Consider the following 18,325-nt stretch of genomic DNA (forward strand, 5'->3'; position numbering starts at 1 on the left):
GGGTTGATCGAGGCGTGCACGTGCTCCTCGTGACCCACCACTACGCGCCGGAGACGGGTGCCCCGCAGCGCCGCTGGTCGGCGTTCGTCCGGCGGTTCGTCGACGCCGGCCACCGCGTCACGGTGCTCGCTCCCCCGCCGCACTACCCCAGCGGTCGCGCCGGCGACCTCGCCCCGCACGACCGGGTCGGCACCGTGACCCGGGGCCAGCACGGCGAGACGGTCGTCCGCGTGCGGTTCCGCACCCACGACCACCGCCTCGTCAGCAGGTCGGTCGACCAGGCCGTCGCCGCGACGGACTCGCTGGTGCGGGCCGTGGCGCGGTACGCCGGGCGCCGCGACCGCCCCGACGTCGTGATCGCCACCGCCCCCGGGCTGCCGTCGATCCCCGCCGGCATGGCCGTGGCGCGGCTGCTGCGGCGGCCCGTGGTCGTCGAGATGCGCGACGCGTGGCCCGACCTCATCGGATCGAGCGGCATGCTCGGCCCGGGCCACGGACGGGGCCGGCGCGCGCTCGCGACGACGGCCGCGCACCGTGCCATGACGCACCTGCAGCGGCGCGCCGACGCGGTCGTGACCACCACGGTGTCGTTCGCGGAGGTGCTGCGCGAGCGCGGTGCGCGCCGCGTCGAGGTGGTGCGCAACGGCACGTCGGTCGCGCACCTCGACCCGCTGCCGCCGGCCGTCGGCCCCGCGGGCTCGCTCCGCGTCCTCTACCTGGGCACGCTCGGCCGCAGCCAGGGCCTGGCCGCCGCGGTCAAGGCGGCCGACGTGGTCCGCGAGCGCGGCGTCGACCTCGTGATGCGCGTCGTCGGCACGGGCGCGGACGAGGCGTACCTCTACGACACGGCGCGTCGCCTCGGCGCGCCCGTGCAGTTCGTGGGGCGCGTCCCGCAGGGCGACGTGCGCGCCCACTACGCGTGGGCCGACACCTCGCTCGTGTCCCTGCGGGACTGGGGCCCGTTCGAGTGGACCGTGCCGTCCAAGCTGTACGAGGCGCTCGCGGTCGGCCGGCACGTCACCGCGTCGATCGCCGGCGAGGCGGCGCGGATCGTCACCGAGTCCGACGCGGGCGACGTCGTCGCGCCGCAGGACCCGGCGGCCCTCGCGGACCTGTGGACCCGGCTCGCGGAGGACCGTGCACGCCTCGACGTGGGCCTGCGGGGCCGGCGCTGGGTGCTCGACAACGCGGACCACGACCGGCTCGCCGCGCACTACCTCGAGCTGCTCGGGGGGTTGACGACGTGACGCGCGCGACCGAGCTCGCGCGGCACGCGGTGCTGGGCGTGACCACCGCTGCGGCCATGCTCGTGGAGGACCCGGCCCTGCTGGTGGTCCAGGCGAGCCGCCGGGCGCCGCGGTCGCTCGCACGGCGCGCGGCGGTGCTGCTGCGGCGCGGGGCCCGGGAGCCGCGGCGCGACGCCCGGCTGGGGCTCGCGGCGTGGTTGACGGGGCACCGGGACGTCGCGCGCACGCACGTCGCCGCGGCGCTCGCCGCCCCCGGCGGCCGGGCGGGGCGTCGCGTGCTGGCGGAGGTCGCGGTCGAGCTCGACGTGCCCGACCCGGGGGCGCGCGGCGCGACGGCGGCCCGGCGCGCGTGGCGCGAGGGCCGCGTGGACGACGCGGTCCGGCTCGCGCAGGGCACCGCGCTCGGGCGCCGGCTCGCGTCCGAGCGCGACCTCATGACGCCGGGGCTCCGGCTGCCGACGCCCACGGTCCCGCCGACCCGACCGGCACCCGACGGGGCACCCCGGGCGCTGCACGTGCTGGTGAACTCGCTGCCGCACACCGCCAGCGGGTACGCGCTGCGCAGCCACGCGGTGCTGCGGGCGCAGGCCGCGGCGGGGGTCGACGTCCTGGCCGCCACCCGGATCGGGTACCCGGTGTCGGTCGGCCTCGTGGGCGCGCGGGACGTCGACGTGGTCGACGACGTGGAGTACCGACGCCTGCTGCCCTGGGCGACGGCCCGGACCCCCGGCGCCCGGCTCGAGCAGCACGCGCACGCGCTCGCACAGGTCGCGGCCCGCTGGGGGCCGACCGTGCTGCACACGACCACCAACTACACGAACGCCCTGGTCACGCAGGCCGTCGCCGCCGCGCTGGGGGTGCCGTGGGTGTACGAGGTGCGCGGCCTGCTCGAGGACACGTGGGCCGCGTCGTTCCCGACGCCCGCGTTGCGCGACGCCGCCCGCGCGAGCCGGCGGCACGCGATGCTGCGCGCCCGCGAGGCCGAGCTGGCGTCCGCGGCGGACCACGTCGTGGTGCTGGGCGCGACCGTCCGTGACGACCTCGTGGCGCGCGGCGTCGACGCCGCACGGATCACGGTGGTGCCCAACAGCGTCGACACGGCCCTGCTGGGCCGCCACGTATCCTCGGTCGAGGCGCGCCGTGCGTTGGGGCTCCCCACCTCCGGGTTCTGGGTGGGCACGGTGACGAGCCTGGTGGACTACGAAGGGATCGTCACGCTGGTGGACGCGGTCGCGCGGCTGCGCGACCGGGGGGTGGACGCGCGAGCGGCGGTCGTCGGTGACGGCGTCGCGCGCCCCGCGGTCGAGCGCAGGGTCCAGGAGCTGGGTCTCACGGAGCACGTCGTGCTGCCCGGGCGCGTCCCGCCGGGCGCGGCGACGTCCTGGTACGAGGCGCTCGACGCGTTCGCCGTCCCCCGCCGCGACACCGCGGTGACGCGCACGGTCGTGCCGCTCAAGCCCATGCAGGCGATGGCCCTGGGGCGTCCCGTCGTCGCGAGCGACCTGCCCGCGCTGGCCGAGGTCGTCGCGGCGCCCGGTGCGGGTCTGCTGGCGGCGCCGGACGACGCGACGGCGTGGGCCGACGCCCTCGAGCGCCTCGCGGGCGACGACGCGCTCGCCGCACGGCTCGGCGCCGCGGGCCGCGAGTTCGCCGCGGGGCGCACGTGGGCCGCCGCCGGCGCGCGCTACCGCGCCCTCTACGAGGAGCTCGCGGCATGACCACGGCCCCGCCGAGCACCGACCCGCTGCCCGACGTCCCCCGGTTCACCAAACCGCTGCTCTCCCGCGAGGGCAGGCGCCCCGTGCGGGTCGAGCCGGTCGACGGCACCGCGCTGCACCCCGTCGCCGACCGGCCCGCGCTGGGCGACTACCTGCGGCTGCTGTGGCAGCGCCGGCACTTCATCGTCGCGGACGCGCGCGCCAAGGTCATCAGCGGCACGAGCGGCAACCTGCTGGGGCAGGTGTGGCTCGTGCTGAACCCGCTGCTCGACGCCGCCGTGTACCTCGTGATCTTCGGGCTGCTGCTGCGGTCGAGCCGGGGCATCGACAACTTCATCGGGTACCTCATCATCGGCGTCTTCATGTTCGGGTTCACGACCCGGTCGGTGACGGGTGGTGCACGGTCGGTCATCGCGGCCCGGTCGCTCGTGAAGTCGTTCTCGTTCCCCCGGGCCGCGCTGCCGATCGCGACCGTCGCGCGCGAGACGCTGAGCTTCGTGCCGGCGTTCGTCACGATGGCCCTCCTCGTGCTGCTGACCCGCCCTGGTGCCGGCGAGGACTGGTCGACGCCGCTGCAGGAGATCAGCTGGCGGTGGCTGCTCGTGCCCCTCGTCCTGGTGCTGCAGATCGCGATGAACCTCGGCCTCGCGCTGCTCGCGGCGCGGGCGACGACCCGTGTCCCCGACCTCAACCACGTCATCGGGCTCGCCATGCGGTTCTGGCTGTACGGGTCGGCCGTGTTCTTCTCGTTCGACCGGTTCATCTCGCACCCGCAGGTGCTCGAGCTGGTGCAGCTCAACCCGATGTACCGGGTGCTGGAGATCACGCGGGACTGCCTGCTGTACGGCGTCACGCCGCCGTGGCAGGCGTGGACGATCGTCGCCTGCTGGGCCGTCGGCCTCCTGCTGGTCGGCACCGTCGTGTTCTGGCGCGGGGAGGAGTCGTATGGCTCCGTCTAGCGGACCCGTCACGTCGGCCGTCACCGCGCTCACGCCCGTACAGGTCGCGGTCGACGACGTGCACGTGCGCTACCGCACGCCGTCGTCCGACACGTCCGCCGCCCGCGACGTCCCCCGGCCGCTGCGGGTCGTCAACCGGCTCATCGGCCGGCAGGCGAACGTCGCCGTGCGCGCGCTGGCCGGGGTGTCGCTCGTCGCACGGTCCGGTGACGCGATCGGCGTCGTCGGCCTCAACGGCTCGGGCAAGAGCACGCTGCTGCGGGTCATCGCGGGACTCGAGCGCCCCATCCGCGGCCAGGTGCTCGCGCGCACCCAGCCCGTGCTGCTGGGCGTCAACGCCGCGATGGTCCCCGAGCTCACGGGCCAGCAGAACGTGCGGCTCGGCTGCCTGGCCATGGGCATGACGCCCGAGCAGGCCGCGGCCGCGTACCGGGACATCGTCGAGCTGTCCGGGCTGGGCCCGCAGATCCACCACCCCATGAAGACGTACTCGTCGGGCATGGGCGCGCGACTCAAGTTCGCGATCGCCGCCGCGGCCAACCCCAAGATCCTGCTCATCGACGAGGCCCTCGCCACCGGCGACGCCGCGTTCCGCGAGCGGTCGCAGGACCGCATGGACCGGCTGCGCGCCTCCGCGGGCTGCACGTTCCTCGTGTCGCACGCCGCCAAGACCATCGAGGAGACCTGCACGCGCGCCGTCTGGCTGCACAAGGGCCACCTCGTCATGGAGGGCGACGCGTACGCCGTCGCGCAGAAGTACCGCTGGTGGGCGTGGAACCTCGCCAAGGGCGAGGACGAGAAGGCCTCGAGCCTGCTCGACGACGCGTTCCGCGAGGGCCACGACACGGCCGTGCGCGTCACCGACCTGTACGACCCGACCGCACCACCCCGGCACGTCCGTGCCCGCTGACCCAGGAGAACGCCCCGTGCGACCCCGCATCATGACCGTCTACGGCACCCGACCCGAGGCCATCAAGTGCGCCCCGCTGGTCAAGGCGATCGAGGCGAGCGACGACCTCGACGGCGTCGTGGTGGTCACGGGTCAGCACCGCGAGATGCTCGACCAGGTCAACGCGCTCTTCGAGATCACGCCCGACCACGACCTCGACGTCATGAGCCACGGCCAGACCCTCGCGCAGATCTTCAGCCGCGTCCTCGACGGCCTCGACCCGATCCTCGCCGCCGAGCGGCCCGACGCCGTCGTCGTGCAGGGCGACACCACCACCTCGACCGCCGCCGCGCTCGCCGCGTTCTACCGGCAGGTCCCCGTGGTGCACCTCGAGGCCGGGCTGCGCTCGGGCGACCTCGCGTCGCCGTTCCCCGAGGAGGGGAACCGGAAGATCACGTCGCAGATCGCGGCGCTTCACCTCGCGCCGACCGGAGTCAGCCGCGACAACCTGCTCCGCGAGGGCGTCGCGGAGGACGACGTCGTCATCACCGGGAACACCGTGATCGACGCGCTGCTCACCGCCGTCGAGCGGCAGGTGCCCTTCACCGACCCGGCCCTCGCGCGTGCCGTCGCCGACGGCCGCCGCCTGCTGCTCGTCACCACGCACCGCCGCGAGAACTGGGGCGACGCCATGCAGGGCGTCGGCCGCGCCGTGGCGCGGATCGCCCGCGAGCACGAGGACCTGCTCGTCGTGCTGCCCGCCCACCGCAACCCCGTGGTGCGCGAGGCCATCCTGCCCGCGCTCGACGGCCTGCCCAACGTCCTGGTCACCGAGCCGCTGCCCTACGGGGAGTTCGCGCGGCTCATGGCCGAGGCGCACGTGATCCTCTCCGACTCGGGCGGCGTCCAGGAGGAGGCCCCGAGCCTCGGGACGCCCGTGCTGGTCATGCGCGACACCACCGAGCGCCCCGAGGCCGTCGCCGCCGGCACGGTACGGCTCGTCGGCACGGACGAGGAGACGATCGTCGCGGAGGTCACCACGCTGCTGCGCGACACGAGCGCGCACGCCGCGATGGCGACCGCCGAGAACCCGTACGGGGACGGGACGGCGGCGCTGGCGAGCCGTGCGGCGATCGAGTCGGTCGTCAGGAGCGGGCAGCGCTGAGGCCCTGACCCGCGCGACAGGTCAACGGGCCGCCGTTGCCCTCCACAGGTCCTCGGACAGGTCGGGGCCGCCGTCCTGCCGGGGCGTGGCCTCAAGCCGCTCGAACGCGCGGACCAAGCGGTCCTCGAACAGCTCCCGAGGCACGGGCAGGTGCCCGTCGCCCAGATCGATCGGGAGGATCTGCACCCGCCCGTCGCGTGACCGGCCCCCGCGTGCGTCGAGCCCGAACAGACCGGCGAACGGGGCGCAGTGCTCCACGACGTGGTGCGTGTCGCCCTGGTTGATGACGTAGTCCACGAGGTTCGTCGTGCCTCTGAGGTAGCGAGGGATCACGCTCGCACGCTCCTGGATCCGCAGGTCGGCCGTGGGATCGCCGTGCCCGAACACCGCGGCCGAAGCCCGCGCCCAGTCGTCCTCGTGGTAGCGCCACAGCACCGTCTGGGGGGCGAAGACCAGTGCGATCGAGCGCGGCATCCGGCCCGAGAGCTGCAGGGCCGCGAAGCCACCGCCGCTGCCCCCCGTCACGGCGACCTCGGACGCCCCGGTCAGACGGGCCATGCGCGCCGTGAGCTGTTCGACGACATCGATCAGGTCCGTCTCAGCCGACCCGAGGAACCACCCCAGCCCCATCTCGGCGTCCTGGACCAGCGTGGCGTCGCACAGCAGCAGGAAGGACCACGGCGCCTCCTTGCGAGAGGTCACGCGCTCGAAGTCCGGGTACTCCGTGGTCGACCGGTCCGCCGCACCGTGGAACCCGACGGCGAGCCGCCGTCCGCGGCGACGCCCCGCCAGCGTCCACAGCCGCATGTCCGCCACGTCCACGGGGTAGAGGGCCACGAGACCGGGCGCGGGCGTGAACTCGTCCACCGTCGTGCTCTCGGCGATCGGGAGCTGGTACCGACGGTGCCATCCGTGCACGCGCAGGACTCCCTCGTCCTGCGACACGGTCGTCGCGTCGGCAAGCTCCGCGCGAGCGACGTCGAGGTGCGCACCGGCGGGCCCGGGGACGCCGGACACGTAGAGGCGGACCGCCGTGACGTCGCCTTGGGCAGCCCCGCCCCCGGCGGCGTCCACGAGCAGGTCGCACGGGACATGGAGCCGCAGGTCCTGGTCCTGCTCGACCGCCGTCAGGATCAGGCGGTGGTAGACGCCGCCCACGACGACGCCGACCGCGACGTAGGTCAGCTGTGCCCATCCGGTCAGACGCAGCGCCACGTCGAGCACGTCACCGTCCCTGCGGGAGTCCACGACGTCGACGACATGTCGGTCACCGAACCCCTCGAAGGCCCAGCGCCGCGGCGTCGCCCGGCCGAGGCTGGACCGCAGACCCGCACGGAGCGAGGCGTAGAACCCGGGGACGTAGTGGAAGGGCGACAGCCCCCACTTGTGGTCGCGGCACGCGACGATCTCGTCCTCGCCCGGCTCGATGAACTGCTCAGGCGCAAGGTCGGCACGCATGCGCGCGTACAGGCGGTCGAGAAAGGCGTTGGACGACGCGACGAAGGCGGGCGGATAGGCGTCCGGCAAGTCGGAGCCGTCGTCGACCGCAGCGGCCCATCTCGCTGCGTTCACCCGGAGCGCCGACCGGCGTCCGCGACGGTCCAGCGCCTCGACGAAGCGTGTCCAACCCGCTTCCCAGAGCTCCATGAACTCGGGGCTGCCCGACCGGATGCGTTCGGTCTCCGGGATGCGCGCCGCGCGCGTCAGCTCCGCCGAGTAGGTGCAGACGGCGCCGGACGCGGGGTCCCGCAGCAGGTCGAAACGCTCGTCGACGGGGTCGTAGACGATGAGGTCGCTGTCGTCGGCCGCGAGGAATCCGGGGAGCTCCTTCGCCAGGTCGGCCTGCACGATGCGCCGTTGGAAGGCCGAGTCGATGCCGTCGAGGTCGACCCCGACGAACGCGGGCTCGGACATCGCGCTCGCGAGCGACGACCGCGCGTAGTACGCGGAGATCTCCCACTCGTCGGCGTCCTCCGGGCGGAAGGCGTCACGCGTGACACAGCTTCCGATGATGGCCACGCGGGTCACGAGCTCTCCCCTCGCGAGCGGATGAGCTCGATCTCGGCGGCGATCACGGAACGGGCCGAGGACTGGCGCTCGACCCGCGCCGCTGCGGCGGCCGACATCCGCGAGAAGCGCTCCGGGTCGCGGACGAGCTCCAGCATCCCCGCCGCCATGACCGCGTGGTCGTCACCGGGCGCGAGGACGCCGGACTCCTCGTCGACGAACTCGGGGACAGCCGCGACGGCGTTGGTCACCGGAACCAGGCCGGAGGCCATGGCCTCGTCGCGGGACACCCCCTGGGCGTCCATCCGCGTCGGGACGAGGAAGACCCCGTGCTGCCTGTGCAGCTCGACGATCTCGTGCTGGGTGAGGAACCGCCGTTCGAGGGTGACGTTCGGCATGTCCCGCAGCGGTGCGAGCGTCTCGTCGAAGAGCGGTCCGTCACCCACGAAACGGAAGGTCATCGCGGAGAACTCTGGCTCGTCCCGCAGGGCGAGCACGGCGTCGACAGCGAGGTCGTTCGCGTACTTCCGGGAGGCGTAGGGCCTGACGGACAGCACCTTGCGTCGGAGCTCGACGTCCTTCGGCCGGTAGGAGAACAGCTCGGTGTCGATCGGGTTGTGGATGATCGAGTAGCGGTGAGCCGGAAGCTCGACTCCGACGTCCTGCATGACCTCGTCCGCGAAGTACCGCGACACGAAGACGAAGTGCACGTCGTCACCGGGGTCGGCGAAGACCGACCGCCAGAACTCCAGGCGCCGCGTGCTGCGCTCCTTCTCGACCGCCAGCTGCTCCTCGTCGGTGATGTTGTAGGAACGGCGCCACCACGGCTGCACCTCCGCCCCGTGGATCCACACGACCACCCGGGTACCCGGTCGCCGCGCCTGGAGCGCGTCCCACATCAGCGGGTCGAGGAAGTGCACGAGCACCGCCTCGTGACCGCCGTCGCGCACGAGCCCCGCGAGCGCCCTGCCCGACCCCGTGGTGACGTCGACGCCCTCGAACTCGCGGTAGGCGATCGCGCTCTCGTCGCGCAGGCAGAACACCTCGCACGCGAGCCCCCGGTCGCGGTAGGCGCGGACGCGCGAGTGCACGAACCCGTTGCGGTACAGGTCGCCGTACGACGGGTAGATGTTGGTGACGACCAGCGCCGACGCGCGTGGGACCACGGTGGTGGGCTCGGTGACCCGGTGGCTCCACGCGATCGTGCGCAGCTCCGCGGACCCGGTCCCGCGGACCCGGAGGCCCAGCTTCACCTGCGCCGTCCCGTCCGGCACGTCGATCGTCGTGTTCGTGTGGCTGCGGACGACCGTGGAGCCCAGGCGCGTGCCGCCCTCGTCGTAGCAGACGAGCGCGACCTGCAGGTCGAGCCCGATGCCGGCGTCGACGTGGACGGCACCGACGTCCGACCAGGAGGCGGGCACCGGAATGGTGCGCGGGGCGTAGACGTAGTCGTGGACGTCGTCGGCGAGCGCCGCGGAGACGCGGACGCCGCTCGCCGAGAGGTCGAGGTCGATGCCGCGACGCGTCGCTCCGGCGAAGGCGTCCGCGAGGTCCTGCCCCGTCATCTCGTCGACCGTGTCCGCCACCGCCGCGGGCGGGATCGCCTCGGCCGCGCGGATCAGCTCGTCCATCCCCGTCCCCGACGCGGGCGGCCGGGGGTCCACGGACCGGGCCGCCACGTGGTCGTCCGCCGGTGCGGCGCAGTAGCTGAAGCGGTCGAGGGCGACCTGGTGCGCGACCGGCACCGGGCCGTCCGCGACCAGGAGCGCGAGGAGGTCGGCGGTCGTCGTCGACGCCACGGCCTGCGCGCGGACCAGCGACCGTCGCGCGCCGAGGTCCTGGACCGCCTGGTACTCGACGCCGTCCGTGAGTCCCGCGGCGCCGTTCTCCCAGCGGTGGTGGCGGTGCTTGCCGACAGCGGACGCCGCCGTGTACCGGAACCCCAGCACGAGGTCGGTGAGGTAGTCGGCTCCGTAGTAGTCGGGCGCCCACATCGGCGCGATGACCTCGGCGCCCGCGGCCGCCTCGCCCAGCGTGCGCGGGACCCGGTCCAGCGGCAGCAGGGCGATGCGGCTGTCCAGCCCCTCGGGGCCGTCCACGCCGGCGCCGACCGCGACGGTGGCGGTCCACCGGTCGTAGCGCTGCCGCTCGAGGTGCTCCACGAGCCGCGCGAGCTCGGACGCGGTCGTCGCGTGGGCGACGACGTGCACCGCGGGAGCCCAGGGCGTCCACGGGCGTCCGAGGACGCGCGACAGGACGTAGGACGCCCGGTCCGCGTACGTGTGCTGCCGCATCACGGTCCGCAGGGCGCCCAGGCGGATGTCGTCTGAGGTGCCCGTGGCCTCGATCTCGCGCAGCCGTCGCACGGCCTCCGGCCCCGAGTCGGTCGTGACGACCAGGTCGCCGAAGAGGACGCGCGCAGCGCGCGCGTCGTTGCTCACCGTGAGCGTCCCCGACGCCAGGAGCTCGAAGATCCGCCGGGCGAGCATCGTCTGCGACTGCTTCACCGAGTTGAGGTTGATCGCGTACCGGTACCGGCGGTAGGCGTCGGGTACCTCCTCGGGCGCGAGCGTCCCCACGATCGAGCCGCGGTAGGAGTCCGGGAACATGTACGCCTCGTCGGTCCCGCCGAGGTTCCGGTCGTAGATGTCGACCGGTCGCAGCTGCGGCAGGTGCTCCATGTAGCTCTCGAGGTCCCGCGTCCGCTCCGGGTACCGCCGGTAGTAGGCGCCCGCGAACAGGAACGCGTCCCGGCGGTCCTCGCCCGCGATCGGGTGGTACGCGGCCGGTTGCACGGCGAACGGCAGCAACCACACGCGGTCGTGGCGGAGCGCTGCCTTGTAGTGCTCGATCCTGTCGATGTCGGTCGTGAAGACGTGGTCGAAGAGGCCCGCCGCGTTGAGGAACGTGGCGTAGTGGACCGGGTCCTCCTTGTTCCAGAACACGGTCGGCACGCCACGTTCCCGGCACCAGGCGACGATGCCGCGCAGCTCGTCACCGGCGCGGTCCACCATGTTGTGCCAGCTGCCGTCCCGGCCCCGCCAGGCGGACTCGACGAACAGCAGGTCGGGCCCGCACTCGGCGAGCTCGTGCTCCCACGCACCCGGGGTCAGGTCGGTGAGGTCCCACTCGGGGGCGAACGACAGGCGGGTGAACTCGTCCATGATCGCGGCCACGCGCGGTCGCGTCCCTCGGGAGCGGTCGACGGCGCCCGCGGCGACCGGCTCCCGCACGGGGCGGGTCTGCTCCTCCGCCGACGGGGAAGCGGCCGGGCTGGTGGGAGCCGCGATCTCCAGGACCCGACCCCGCGGCCCTGCCGTGGTGCCGCGGGACAGGCGAGCAAGGGTGAGCGGCAGCCGCAGGGCGTCCGGGAAGGAGGACCGCGCCGTGCGGATCGCCTTCCCGGTCCGGAAGGTCAGGCTCGCGCGCAGATCTGCGACACGTCGTCGCTGGTCGTCCGCGTCCGAGCGGGCGGCGGACAGATCGGCGGCCAGCCGGTCCCGCTCCTCGCGCAGCACCCGGTTGAGGACCTCCACCTCCTGCGCGGCGCGGCGCTCGTCGCGCTGCGCCCGCTCGCGGTCCGCAGCCTGCGACTGCCACCGCACGACCTGCTCGCGCAGGCCGGTGACCTCGGTCTGCAGCTCGGCGACCTGAGAGCGGAGCGCGGACACGGCGGTCGTCCGCTCAGCCCGGGCGCGGACGAGGTCGGCCTGCGCTTCCTCGAGCTCGGCTGCCGTGCGCTCGACGTCTGCCTGCGAGACCGCGAGCTCCTCCCTGGTGCGCTCGTGGTCAGCGCGGACGGCGGCGACCTCGGCCGCGAGCTCGTGCAGCCGCGCCATGAGCTCCCGGCGTGCCGACTCGGAGCGCGCGAGCGCCGAGCGGTGCTCCCGCGCCTCGGCCTCGGCGCGGCGAAGCCGGTCGGAGACGGCGCTCCGCTCCGCGCGCAGAGCGTGCAGGGCCCGCCGGTGCTCCGCCAGGTCCGCCGCCGCCCGGGCCGCCCCGGCGTCACGCTCCTCCTCGAGTGCGGCGATGGTCGCGACCAGCTGCTCACGCTCGGCGCGCATCTCCTCGATCGCACGGTCGACCGCCACCCGCTCCTGCGCACCCGACTCGATGCGCGTCTGCGCCTCGTCGAGCGCCGTCTGCAGCGCCTTCGCCGCGACCACCTGGGACCGGTACTTGCGGTTGACCTCCTCGAGACCGGCGCGCGTCTCGGCCAGCCGCTCGGACACCTCGAACCGCTCGCGCAGTCCTCGGGCGATCGCACGGTCCAGACGCTCCGCCTCGCTGAGCCGCTCGGCGGGCTCCAGGCGGAACGTCGGGGTCGCGTTGAACTCGTCGCACAGGACGTACCTGTGGGCGACGGCCCATCGGTCGATGCGGATGAGGTCGTCGCGCGTCCGGCACTCGACGTAGACGAGCGGTCGGTGCTCCTCGATGAGCCGTGCCGCACCCGCGAGCACCTCGAGCTCCATGCCCTCGACGTCGATCTTGACCATCGCGACCGGGGGGAGGTCCTCGTCGTCGAGACGCACCACCTCCAGGGGCCCGGCGCAGTCCGCCTCGACCGACTGCCCGCCGAGGTTGGTGGGCATCTCCCGCGCGAAGGAGGCGCGACCGGAGCGCTCGCCGACCGCGACGGGACGCACGCGGACCCGATCGGACAGACCGTTGACCTCGACGCTGCGGCGCAGAGGCGTGGTGAGACGGTCGTTCGGCTCGTAGGCCACCACGTCGCACCCGGTCACGGCCGCCAGGTACAGGGCGTGGTTGCCGATGTTCGCGCCGACGTCGACCACCACGTCGCCCGCGGCGAGCCTCGACGCCATGTCCCGGAGCATCTCGTGCTCGTACGGGGTCGCCGTGCGGACGAGCCCGCCCTGGATGTAGTCCGTGGCCGCGTCCGGCACGGACACCTGGTAGCGCGCACCGTCCACCGTCAGCTCGACCACGGTGGGGGCGGGCGTCGCGCGCTCGGACGTCATCGCCAGACGCCCCGGGTGTCGACGAGTACCTTCTCCGCGATCCGCAGCTCCCGCACGTCGGCGGCCCTGAACTGCGCGTGGTCCACCAGCAGCACCACGACGTCAGCCGCCGCCACCGCGGTGCCCAGGGCCTCGAGCGACACGTTGCCGCGCTCGGCCAGCTCGGGCGGCAGCCGCTCGATGTGCGGTTCGACCACCGCGATGCGCGCCTCGGGGAGCGCCTCGGCGAGACGACCGACGATCGCGCGGGCGGGCGACTCGCGCAGGTCGTCGATGTCGGGCTTGAAGGCGAGACCGAGCACAGCGACGCGCGGGTCCCGCAGCCGTCGCGCCTTCTCGACCACCTTCTCCACCACCAGTCCCGGCTTGGCGTCGTTCACCTCGCGCGCGGTGCGGATGAGGCGCGCCTCCTGCGGGGCGGCGTCCACGATGAACCACGGGTCGACGGCGATGCAGTGCCCGCCGACGCCGGGCCCGGGCTGCAGGATGTTGACGCGCGGGTGGTGGTTGGCGAGCTCGATGAGCTCCCACACGTCGATGCCGAGCTTGTCGGCGATCACCGACAGCTCGTTGGCGAACGCGATGTTGACGTCGCGGTACGAGTTCTCGACGAGCTTGGCCATCTCCGCGGTGACCGCGTCGGTCAGCATGATCTCGCCCTGGCAGAACATCGCGTACAGGGCCTTCGCCCGCTCGGCCGCCTCGGCGGTGAGGCCGCCGACGATGCGGTCGTTGGTGACCAGCTCGATCATGACCCGCCCGGGCAGCACGCGCTCGGGGCAGTGCGCGACGTGCAGGACGGGTCGGCCGTCGGTGCCGTCGAGGCTCAGGTCGGGCCGGGCCGCCAGGATCCGGTCGGCCATGTGGCGGGTCGCCCCGGGCGGGGACGTGGACTCGAGGACCACGAGCTCACCGCCGCGCAGGCGCGGCGCGATGCCGTCCGCCGCGGCCTCGATGTACGCGAGGTCGGGCGCGTGGTCGCCCGTGAACGGGGTCGGCACGGCCACGATGAAGACGTCGGCCTCGGGGGTCTTGGTCTCGGCCCGCAGCCGGCCCTGGGCCACCGCGCCGGAGACGGCGATCTCCAGGTCCGGCTCCACGAACGGCACCTCGCCGCGGTTCACCGCGTCGACCGTGGCGGCGTTCACGTCGACGCCGACCACGTCCGCGCCGTGCATCGCCAGCACGGCGGCGGTCGGGAGCCCGATGTACCCCAGGCCGATCACCGCCACCGTCGGCACCGGCACCTCCGTCGTGGGTGTCATCCCCCGACCACTCCTCACACCATCGCGTGCCCGGGTACCCACCCGGCCACCTGAACGTCGGAACCGGCCAGGAGCTCGGCGTCGCTGACCGTCCACGTGTGCGCCGCGGGGTCGCCGCGCCGCACCTGGACGAAGTTGAACCGGTCCGCCGAGTACACGGACCCCCCGGCCTGCCGCACGGCGGCCAGGAACCCGGTGTCCTCGCCGCGGTCGAGCGCGGGGAACGGCACCGCGGTCGCGGTCTCGCGGCGGGCCACGATCGTCGGGCCCATCACGAGGTGCGTGAACCGGTGCTCACGGTCCGGCAGCCGCAACGCGATCACGTCCGCACCGCCCACGTACACGTAGTGCGCCTGCTTGCCGACCACGTCCGCGCCCGAGTACCCGAGCGCGTGCACCTGGTCGGCCAGGTACTGCTCGCCGTACACGTCGTCGTCGTCGACCTTCGCCACGACGGGCGCGTCCGACGCCGCGACCAGGCGGTTGAGGCACTCCCCCAGCGGCACGGTCGCCTCGGCGTGCAGGAGCACGACGTCGGTGAGCCCGACCTCGGCGGCGGCACGCGTCACGGCCTCCTCGTCGAGGTCCCAGCCGTGCGCGAGCAGCGCGAGCTGCACGTCGACGTCGCGCTGCGCGCCGAGCGTCGCCAGCACGTGCGGCAGCTGGTGCGGCCGGCTCGTCGAGACCAGCGCGCTCACGCGGGGCCGTGCCGCCGTCACGCGGTGCGCCGCGAGGCCCGTCGCGCCCAGCACCTCGTCGACGCGGTGCGCGTACGTGTGGCCCGCCCAGATGCGGCGCTGCGCGCGGTGCACCTGGCGGTCGCGCAGCTCGGGGCTGCGCACCAGGGCCCGCAGCGTCAGCTCGGCCTCGCGCCGGTCCGCGACCTGCGTGACCTCGTCGGCGGGGAAGACCCCGTCGATCGCGGGGCTCGGCGTCGACACGACCGGGGTGCCGGACGCCGTGATCTCGTAGATGCGGCGCGCGCACATGGTCGGCGAACCGACCACGGTGTTGACGTTGAGGAACACCTTGTGGGCGCGGTACGCCGTCAGCATCGACGCGTAGTCCAGCGAGCCCACGACACGTTCGTCGAACGGCGGCGGGAACTGGTACCGCTCGTCGCCGTCCAGCTGGCGCGAGTAGATCTCCAGCCCCGTGGTCATGCGGGACGACGCGTCGAGGGCGCCGCCCAGCAGCGTCTCGAGCTGCTCGCGGCGCTCGGGGTGCCGGTGCGAGAACCACATGCCCGCGAACGCGACGTCACGCTCGGCCCGGCCCCCGCCCGGGCGCACCGGGTTGTGGATCGCGGGCTGCGCCGCGAACGGCAGCACGCCCACGCGGTCGTGCCCCAGCTCCTCGCGGTACCGGTCCAGCACGTCGCCGTCCGTCGTCCGCACGTGGTCGAACAGCCGCGCGGCGTCGAGGAAGTCCTCGTGGTGGACCGGGTCCTCCTTGTTCCAGAAGACCGTCGGGACGCCGTGCTCGCGGCACCACGTCACCAGCTCGACGAACGCCGGCCGCGGGCCCTGCGCGCCCGTCAGGTGGTACCGCCACGCGCCGCCGTTGCCGGCCCACGCCGACTCGACGAACAGCAGGTCCACCGGCTCGGCCTCGAGCCGGTGCCGCCAGTCCGCGGGCGTCACCTCGACCTGCTGCCACTCGTACGACAGCGCCAGCCGGGAGAAGTCGTCGAGCACGACCGCCACGCGCAGGTCGGCGCGGCGCAGCGGTGCCGTCGGCACGGGCCACGCGGGGTACGTGAGCCGTCCCCGGCGGTCGACGCGAGCCCGCACGCCGCGCGGACCGGGCCGCCCGGCACGTTCGCGCGCGAGGTGGGTCCGCAGCGCGGAGGGTCCGCCGTGCCGCAGGTGCCACAGGGCCCTGCGCCACGCGCGCGCGTCCATTCGTCGTCCTCCCCCGCCGGCCGTCACCGTCCCGGCCGCGGTGTCGCACCGGAGACGATAGCCGCCGAACTGGACGGTCTCCCAGGTCCGTGCCCGGCCTCACGCCCCGCGGCGGGACGAACCGGGAGCAAACGGTTGCCGTCGCGGTCCGGCGGGTCCCGAGGCGCCCACGCGGAGCGGGACGACGCCCGGACGCGTCACTCGACGACGGGCGGCAGCATGTCCAGGTCGGCCTCGTGCGCCGCAAGGTACTCGCCCAGCGAGTCGGCGGCGACCGCGGCCATGAGGTCCGCGAGCGCGGGGCGGTCCAGCACGACGATGCTCTGCGCGCCGTCGGGGCTGCGGCCCGTCCCGGTGAACGGCACCGTGAAGAACCGCATGTCCGTCGACCCGAGGTTCTTGGCGCGGTCCTGCAGGTCGCGCATGACGGCCTCGTCCAGCCCGTCGTCGGTGGCGACCGAGCGGCTGACGACGTCGAGGAAGCGCGCGGACGTCACCGGGTTGTGGAGCGTGCCGTCGTTGCGCATCTTCGCGACGATCGCGCGGACCCACGCCTGCTGGCGCTGCACGCGGTCGAAGTCGCCGCGGGCGAGCGACTTGCGCTCGCGCACGAACCGCAGCGCCTGCTCGCCGGTGAGGAGCTGCTGCTTGCCGGCGGGCACGACCGTGTCGCCGACCTTGAGGTCCTGGTTGAGCGTCATGCGCACGCCGCCCAGCGCGTCGGTGATGCCGACGAACGAGTCGAAGTCCGTGACGACGAAGTGGTCGACGCGCACGTCGGTGAGCTGCTCGACCGTCTGGATCAGCAGCGACGGCCCGCCGTAGGAGAACGCGGCGTTGATCTTCTGCTCGCCGTAGCCCGGCACGTCGACCCACGAGTCGCGCGGGATCGACATGAGGTACGCGGCGTCGCGGCTCGCGGGCAGGTGGACCAGCATGATCGTGTCGGTGCGCTGCGCGCCGAACGACCACTGGTTCGGGTCGCCCGCGGAGATCCGGGAGTCCGACCCCAGCACGAGGACGTTCATCGCGCCGTGGTCGACGACCTCGTCCTCGGTGCCGCCCGTGGGCGCCGGCGGGGTCGGGCGGGCCGTGATGCCCGCGAACGGGTCGCCGATGTGCTCGACCTGCGAGGCCAGCCACTTCTGCACGCCCCAGGTCCCGGCGACGCCGACGCCGACGAGGGCGACGACTGTGACGAGCACGACGACGAGCGCACGTCGCGATCGGGAGCGGTGGCGGGCGTGGGTCGGGGTGGAGGGCACGCCCGAAGGATAGGGAAGCCCGCACCGGCGGCACGAACGCACGACGACGGCCGGCTCGACGTGCACCGAACGTCGACATCCGCCGCGTCCTTTGCGTCGAAAGTCCGGTCGGGCGGGGCGCCGTGCGGGTGACGTCGGGCCCGGCGGGCCGGGTCGACGCGGCGTCGCTTCCTATCCTGGGCGCATGGCCGACGAGACGGGGGACGGCACGGGCGCGCCCGGGCCGTCGGAGCCCACGTACACGTTCTCCTGGCCCACCGTCGAGCCCGTCGCCACGACCGTGCCGGCCGCGGGCGCCCCGTCGACCGCCGCCGCGCACGGCGCCGCCGGCGGCGTCACGCACGGGCTCCCGGCCGGCGAGGAGTCGGCCGAGGTCCTGCCGCCGCCGCGGCGCCGACGTGCCCGAGCGGTCGCCGTGGCCGCGGTCGTGGTCGCGGCGCTCGGGGTCGGCGGCACCGCGCTCGCCGTCAACGGTCGCAGCCCCGCGCCGTCGGCGACCGGGACCCCGGCGCCCGACCGGTCACCGACGCCCACGCCCACGCCGTCGGCCACGCTCGTCGCGCGCAGCCTCCTGACGTCGCTCGACGACGTGCTCTCGGCGCTCGTCGCGCAGGTCGACGCGAGCGACGCGCTGTGGACGCAGACCGACGGGCAGGTGACGGACCCCGCCGCACGCGACCGGCTGCGCGCGGCGCTGGACGCCGCGTCGGCGTGGCTGACCGGCGCGTGGGAACCGCGCGACGCGGCCCACGCGCGCGACCTGGCCGCCGCGGGGCGCACGCACCTCGAGACGCTCGACGCGCTCACCGCGGCGGTGCAGCAGGACCACGACGCGTGGACCGCCGCGCGCTCGGGCCCCGTGCCGGACGACCGCGGGACGCCCCGCGACGGGCGGCCCGGGGCCGGCGCCCCGGCGCGGGG

General features: G+C 74.3%; 10 protein-coding genes and 1 pseudogene. 6 read left to right on the forward strand and 5 right to left on the reverse strand.

The window, feature by feature from the left end:
* Window positions 1–14 precede the first annotated feature (14 nt).
* From CS2_RS08505 to wecB, 5 genes are read left to right on the forward strand one after another with little or no spacing between them, the layout of a single operon-like run.
* On the forward strand, window positions 15–1,247 hold the full coding sequence (locus tag CS2_RS08505) for a glycosyltransferase family 4 protein (protein ID WP_070319643.1): 1,233 nt from the start codon (window positions 15–17) through the stop codon (window positions 1,245–1,247).
* The gene (locus CS2_RS08510) at window positions 1,244–2,965 is read left to right on the forward strand and encodes a glycosyltransferase (protein WP_156442058.1); all 1,722 of its coding nucleotides are present in this window, start codon (window positions 1,244–1,246) and stop codon (window positions 2,963–2,965) included. Before CS2_RS08505 ends, CS2_RS08510 begins: the two co-directional genes overlap by 4 nt.
* The gene (locus CS2_RS08515) at window positions 2,962–3,924 is read left to right on the forward strand and encodes an ABC transporter permease (RefSeq protein WP_070319644.1); all 963 of its coding nucleotides are present in this window, start codon (window positions 2,962–2,964) and stop codon (window positions 3,922–3,924) included. Before CS2_RS08510 ends, CS2_RS08515 begins: the two co-directional genes overlap by 4 nt.
* Window positions 3,911–4,834, forward strand: coding sequence for an ABC transporter ATP-binding protein (locus CS2_RS08520; protein ID WP_070319645.1), 924 nt, complete (start codon window positions 3,911–3,913; stop codon window positions 4,832–4,834). The genes CS2_RS08515 and CS2_RS08520 overlap by 14 nt, the downstream gene beginning before the upstream one ends.
* Before the next feature lie 31 nt (window positions 4,835–4,865).
* Complete coding sequence (wecB, locus tag CS2_RS08525) at window positions 4,866–5,978, forward strand: non-hydrolyzing UDP-N-acetylglucosamine 2-epimerase (protein WP_070319653.1); 1,113 nt, start codon at window positions 4,866–4,868, stop codon at window positions 5,976–5,978.
* Between the two features lie 21 nt (window positions 5,979–5,999).
* Here the strand turns inward: wecB and CS2_RS08530 are convergent, their stop codons facing one another.
* The 5 genes from CS2_RS08530 to CS2_RS08550 form a co-directional block, all read right to left on the reverse strand.
* Window positions 6,000–8,006 (reverse strand): DUF6270 domain-containing protein, encoded by a 2,007-nt coding sequence (locus CS2_RS08530; protein WP_070319646.1) that lies wholly within the window; start codon window positions 8,004–8,006, stop codon window positions 6,000–6,002.
* The gene (locus CS2_RS08535; protein ID WP_070319647.1) at window positions 8,003–12,970 is read right to left on the reverse strand and encodes an FkbM family methyltransferase; all 4,968 of its coding nucleotides are present in this window, start codon (window positions 12,968–12,970) and stop codon (window positions 8,003–8,005) included. The genes CS2_RS08530 and CS2_RS08535 overlap by 4 nt, the downstream gene beginning before the upstream one ends.
* Window positions 12,967–14,235 carry a UDP-N-acetyl-D-mannosamine dehydrogenase gene (wecC, locus tag CS2_RS08540; RefSeq protein ID WP_070319648.1) on the reverse strand — a complete coding sequence of 423 codons (1,269 nt, stop codon included), beginning with the start codon at window positions 14,233–14,235 and terminating at the stop codon, window positions 12,967–12,969. Before wecC ends, CS2_RS08535 begins: the two co-directional genes overlap by 4 nt.
* Before the next feature lie 14 nt (window positions 14,236–14,249).
* Window positions 14,250–16,139 carry a CgeB family protein gene (locus tag CS2_RS08545; protein ID WP_070319649.1) on the reverse strand — a complete coding sequence of 630 codons (1,890 nt, stop codon included), beginning with the start codon at window positions 16,137–16,139 and terminating at the stop codon, window positions 14,250–14,252.
* Window positions 16,140–16,336: 197 nt separating this feature from the next.
* Window positions 16,337–17,344, reverse strand: coding sequence for an LCP family protein (locus CS2_RS08550; RefSeq protein WP_070319650.1), 1,008 nt, complete (start codon window positions 17,342–17,344; stop codon window positions 16,337–16,339).
* 244 nt (window positions 17,345–17,588) lie between these two features.
* Between CS2_RS08550 and CS2_RS08555 the strand changes: the two are divergent.
* Window positions 17,589–18,325 (forward strand): annotated as a pseudogene (locus CS2_RS08555) (hypothetical protein); the annotation flags it as partial.

Origin of the sequence: Cellulomonas iranensis NBRC 101100 = JCM 18110, assembly GCF_001552375.1 — a bacterium.
Lineage (GTDB): Bacteria > Actinomycetota > Actinomycetes > Actinomycetales > Cellulomonadaceae > Cellulomonas > Cellulomonas iranensis.

What these genes read in the sequence shown, in the direction of transcription:
- CS2_RS08535 (WP_070319647.1), bottom strand. Translation starts at nt 12,970, where the DNA reads ATGACGTCCGAGCGCGCGACGCCCGCCCCCACCGTGGTCGAGCTGACG.
- wecC (WP_070319648.1), bottom strand. Translation starts at nt 14,235, where the DNA reads ATGACACCCACGACGGAGGTGCCGGTGCCGACGGTGGCGGTGATCGGC.
- CS2_RS08515 (WP_070319644.1), top strand. Translation starts at nt 2,962, where the DNA reads ATGACCACGGCCCCGCCGAGCACCGACCCGCTGCCCGACGTCCCCCGG.
- wecB (WP_070319653.1), top strand. Translation starts at nt 4,866, where the DNA reads ATGACCGTCTACGGCACCCGACCCGAGGCCATCAAGTGCGCCCCGCTG.
- CS2_RS08520 (WP_070319645.1), top strand. Translation starts at nt 3,911, where the DNA reads ATGGCTCCGTCTAGCGGACCCGTCACGTCGGCCGTCACCGCGCTCACG.
- CS2_RS08545 (WP_070319649.1), bottom strand. Translation starts at nt 16,139, where the DNA reads ATGGACGCGCGCGCGTGGCGCAGGGCCCTGTGGCACCTGCGGCACGGC.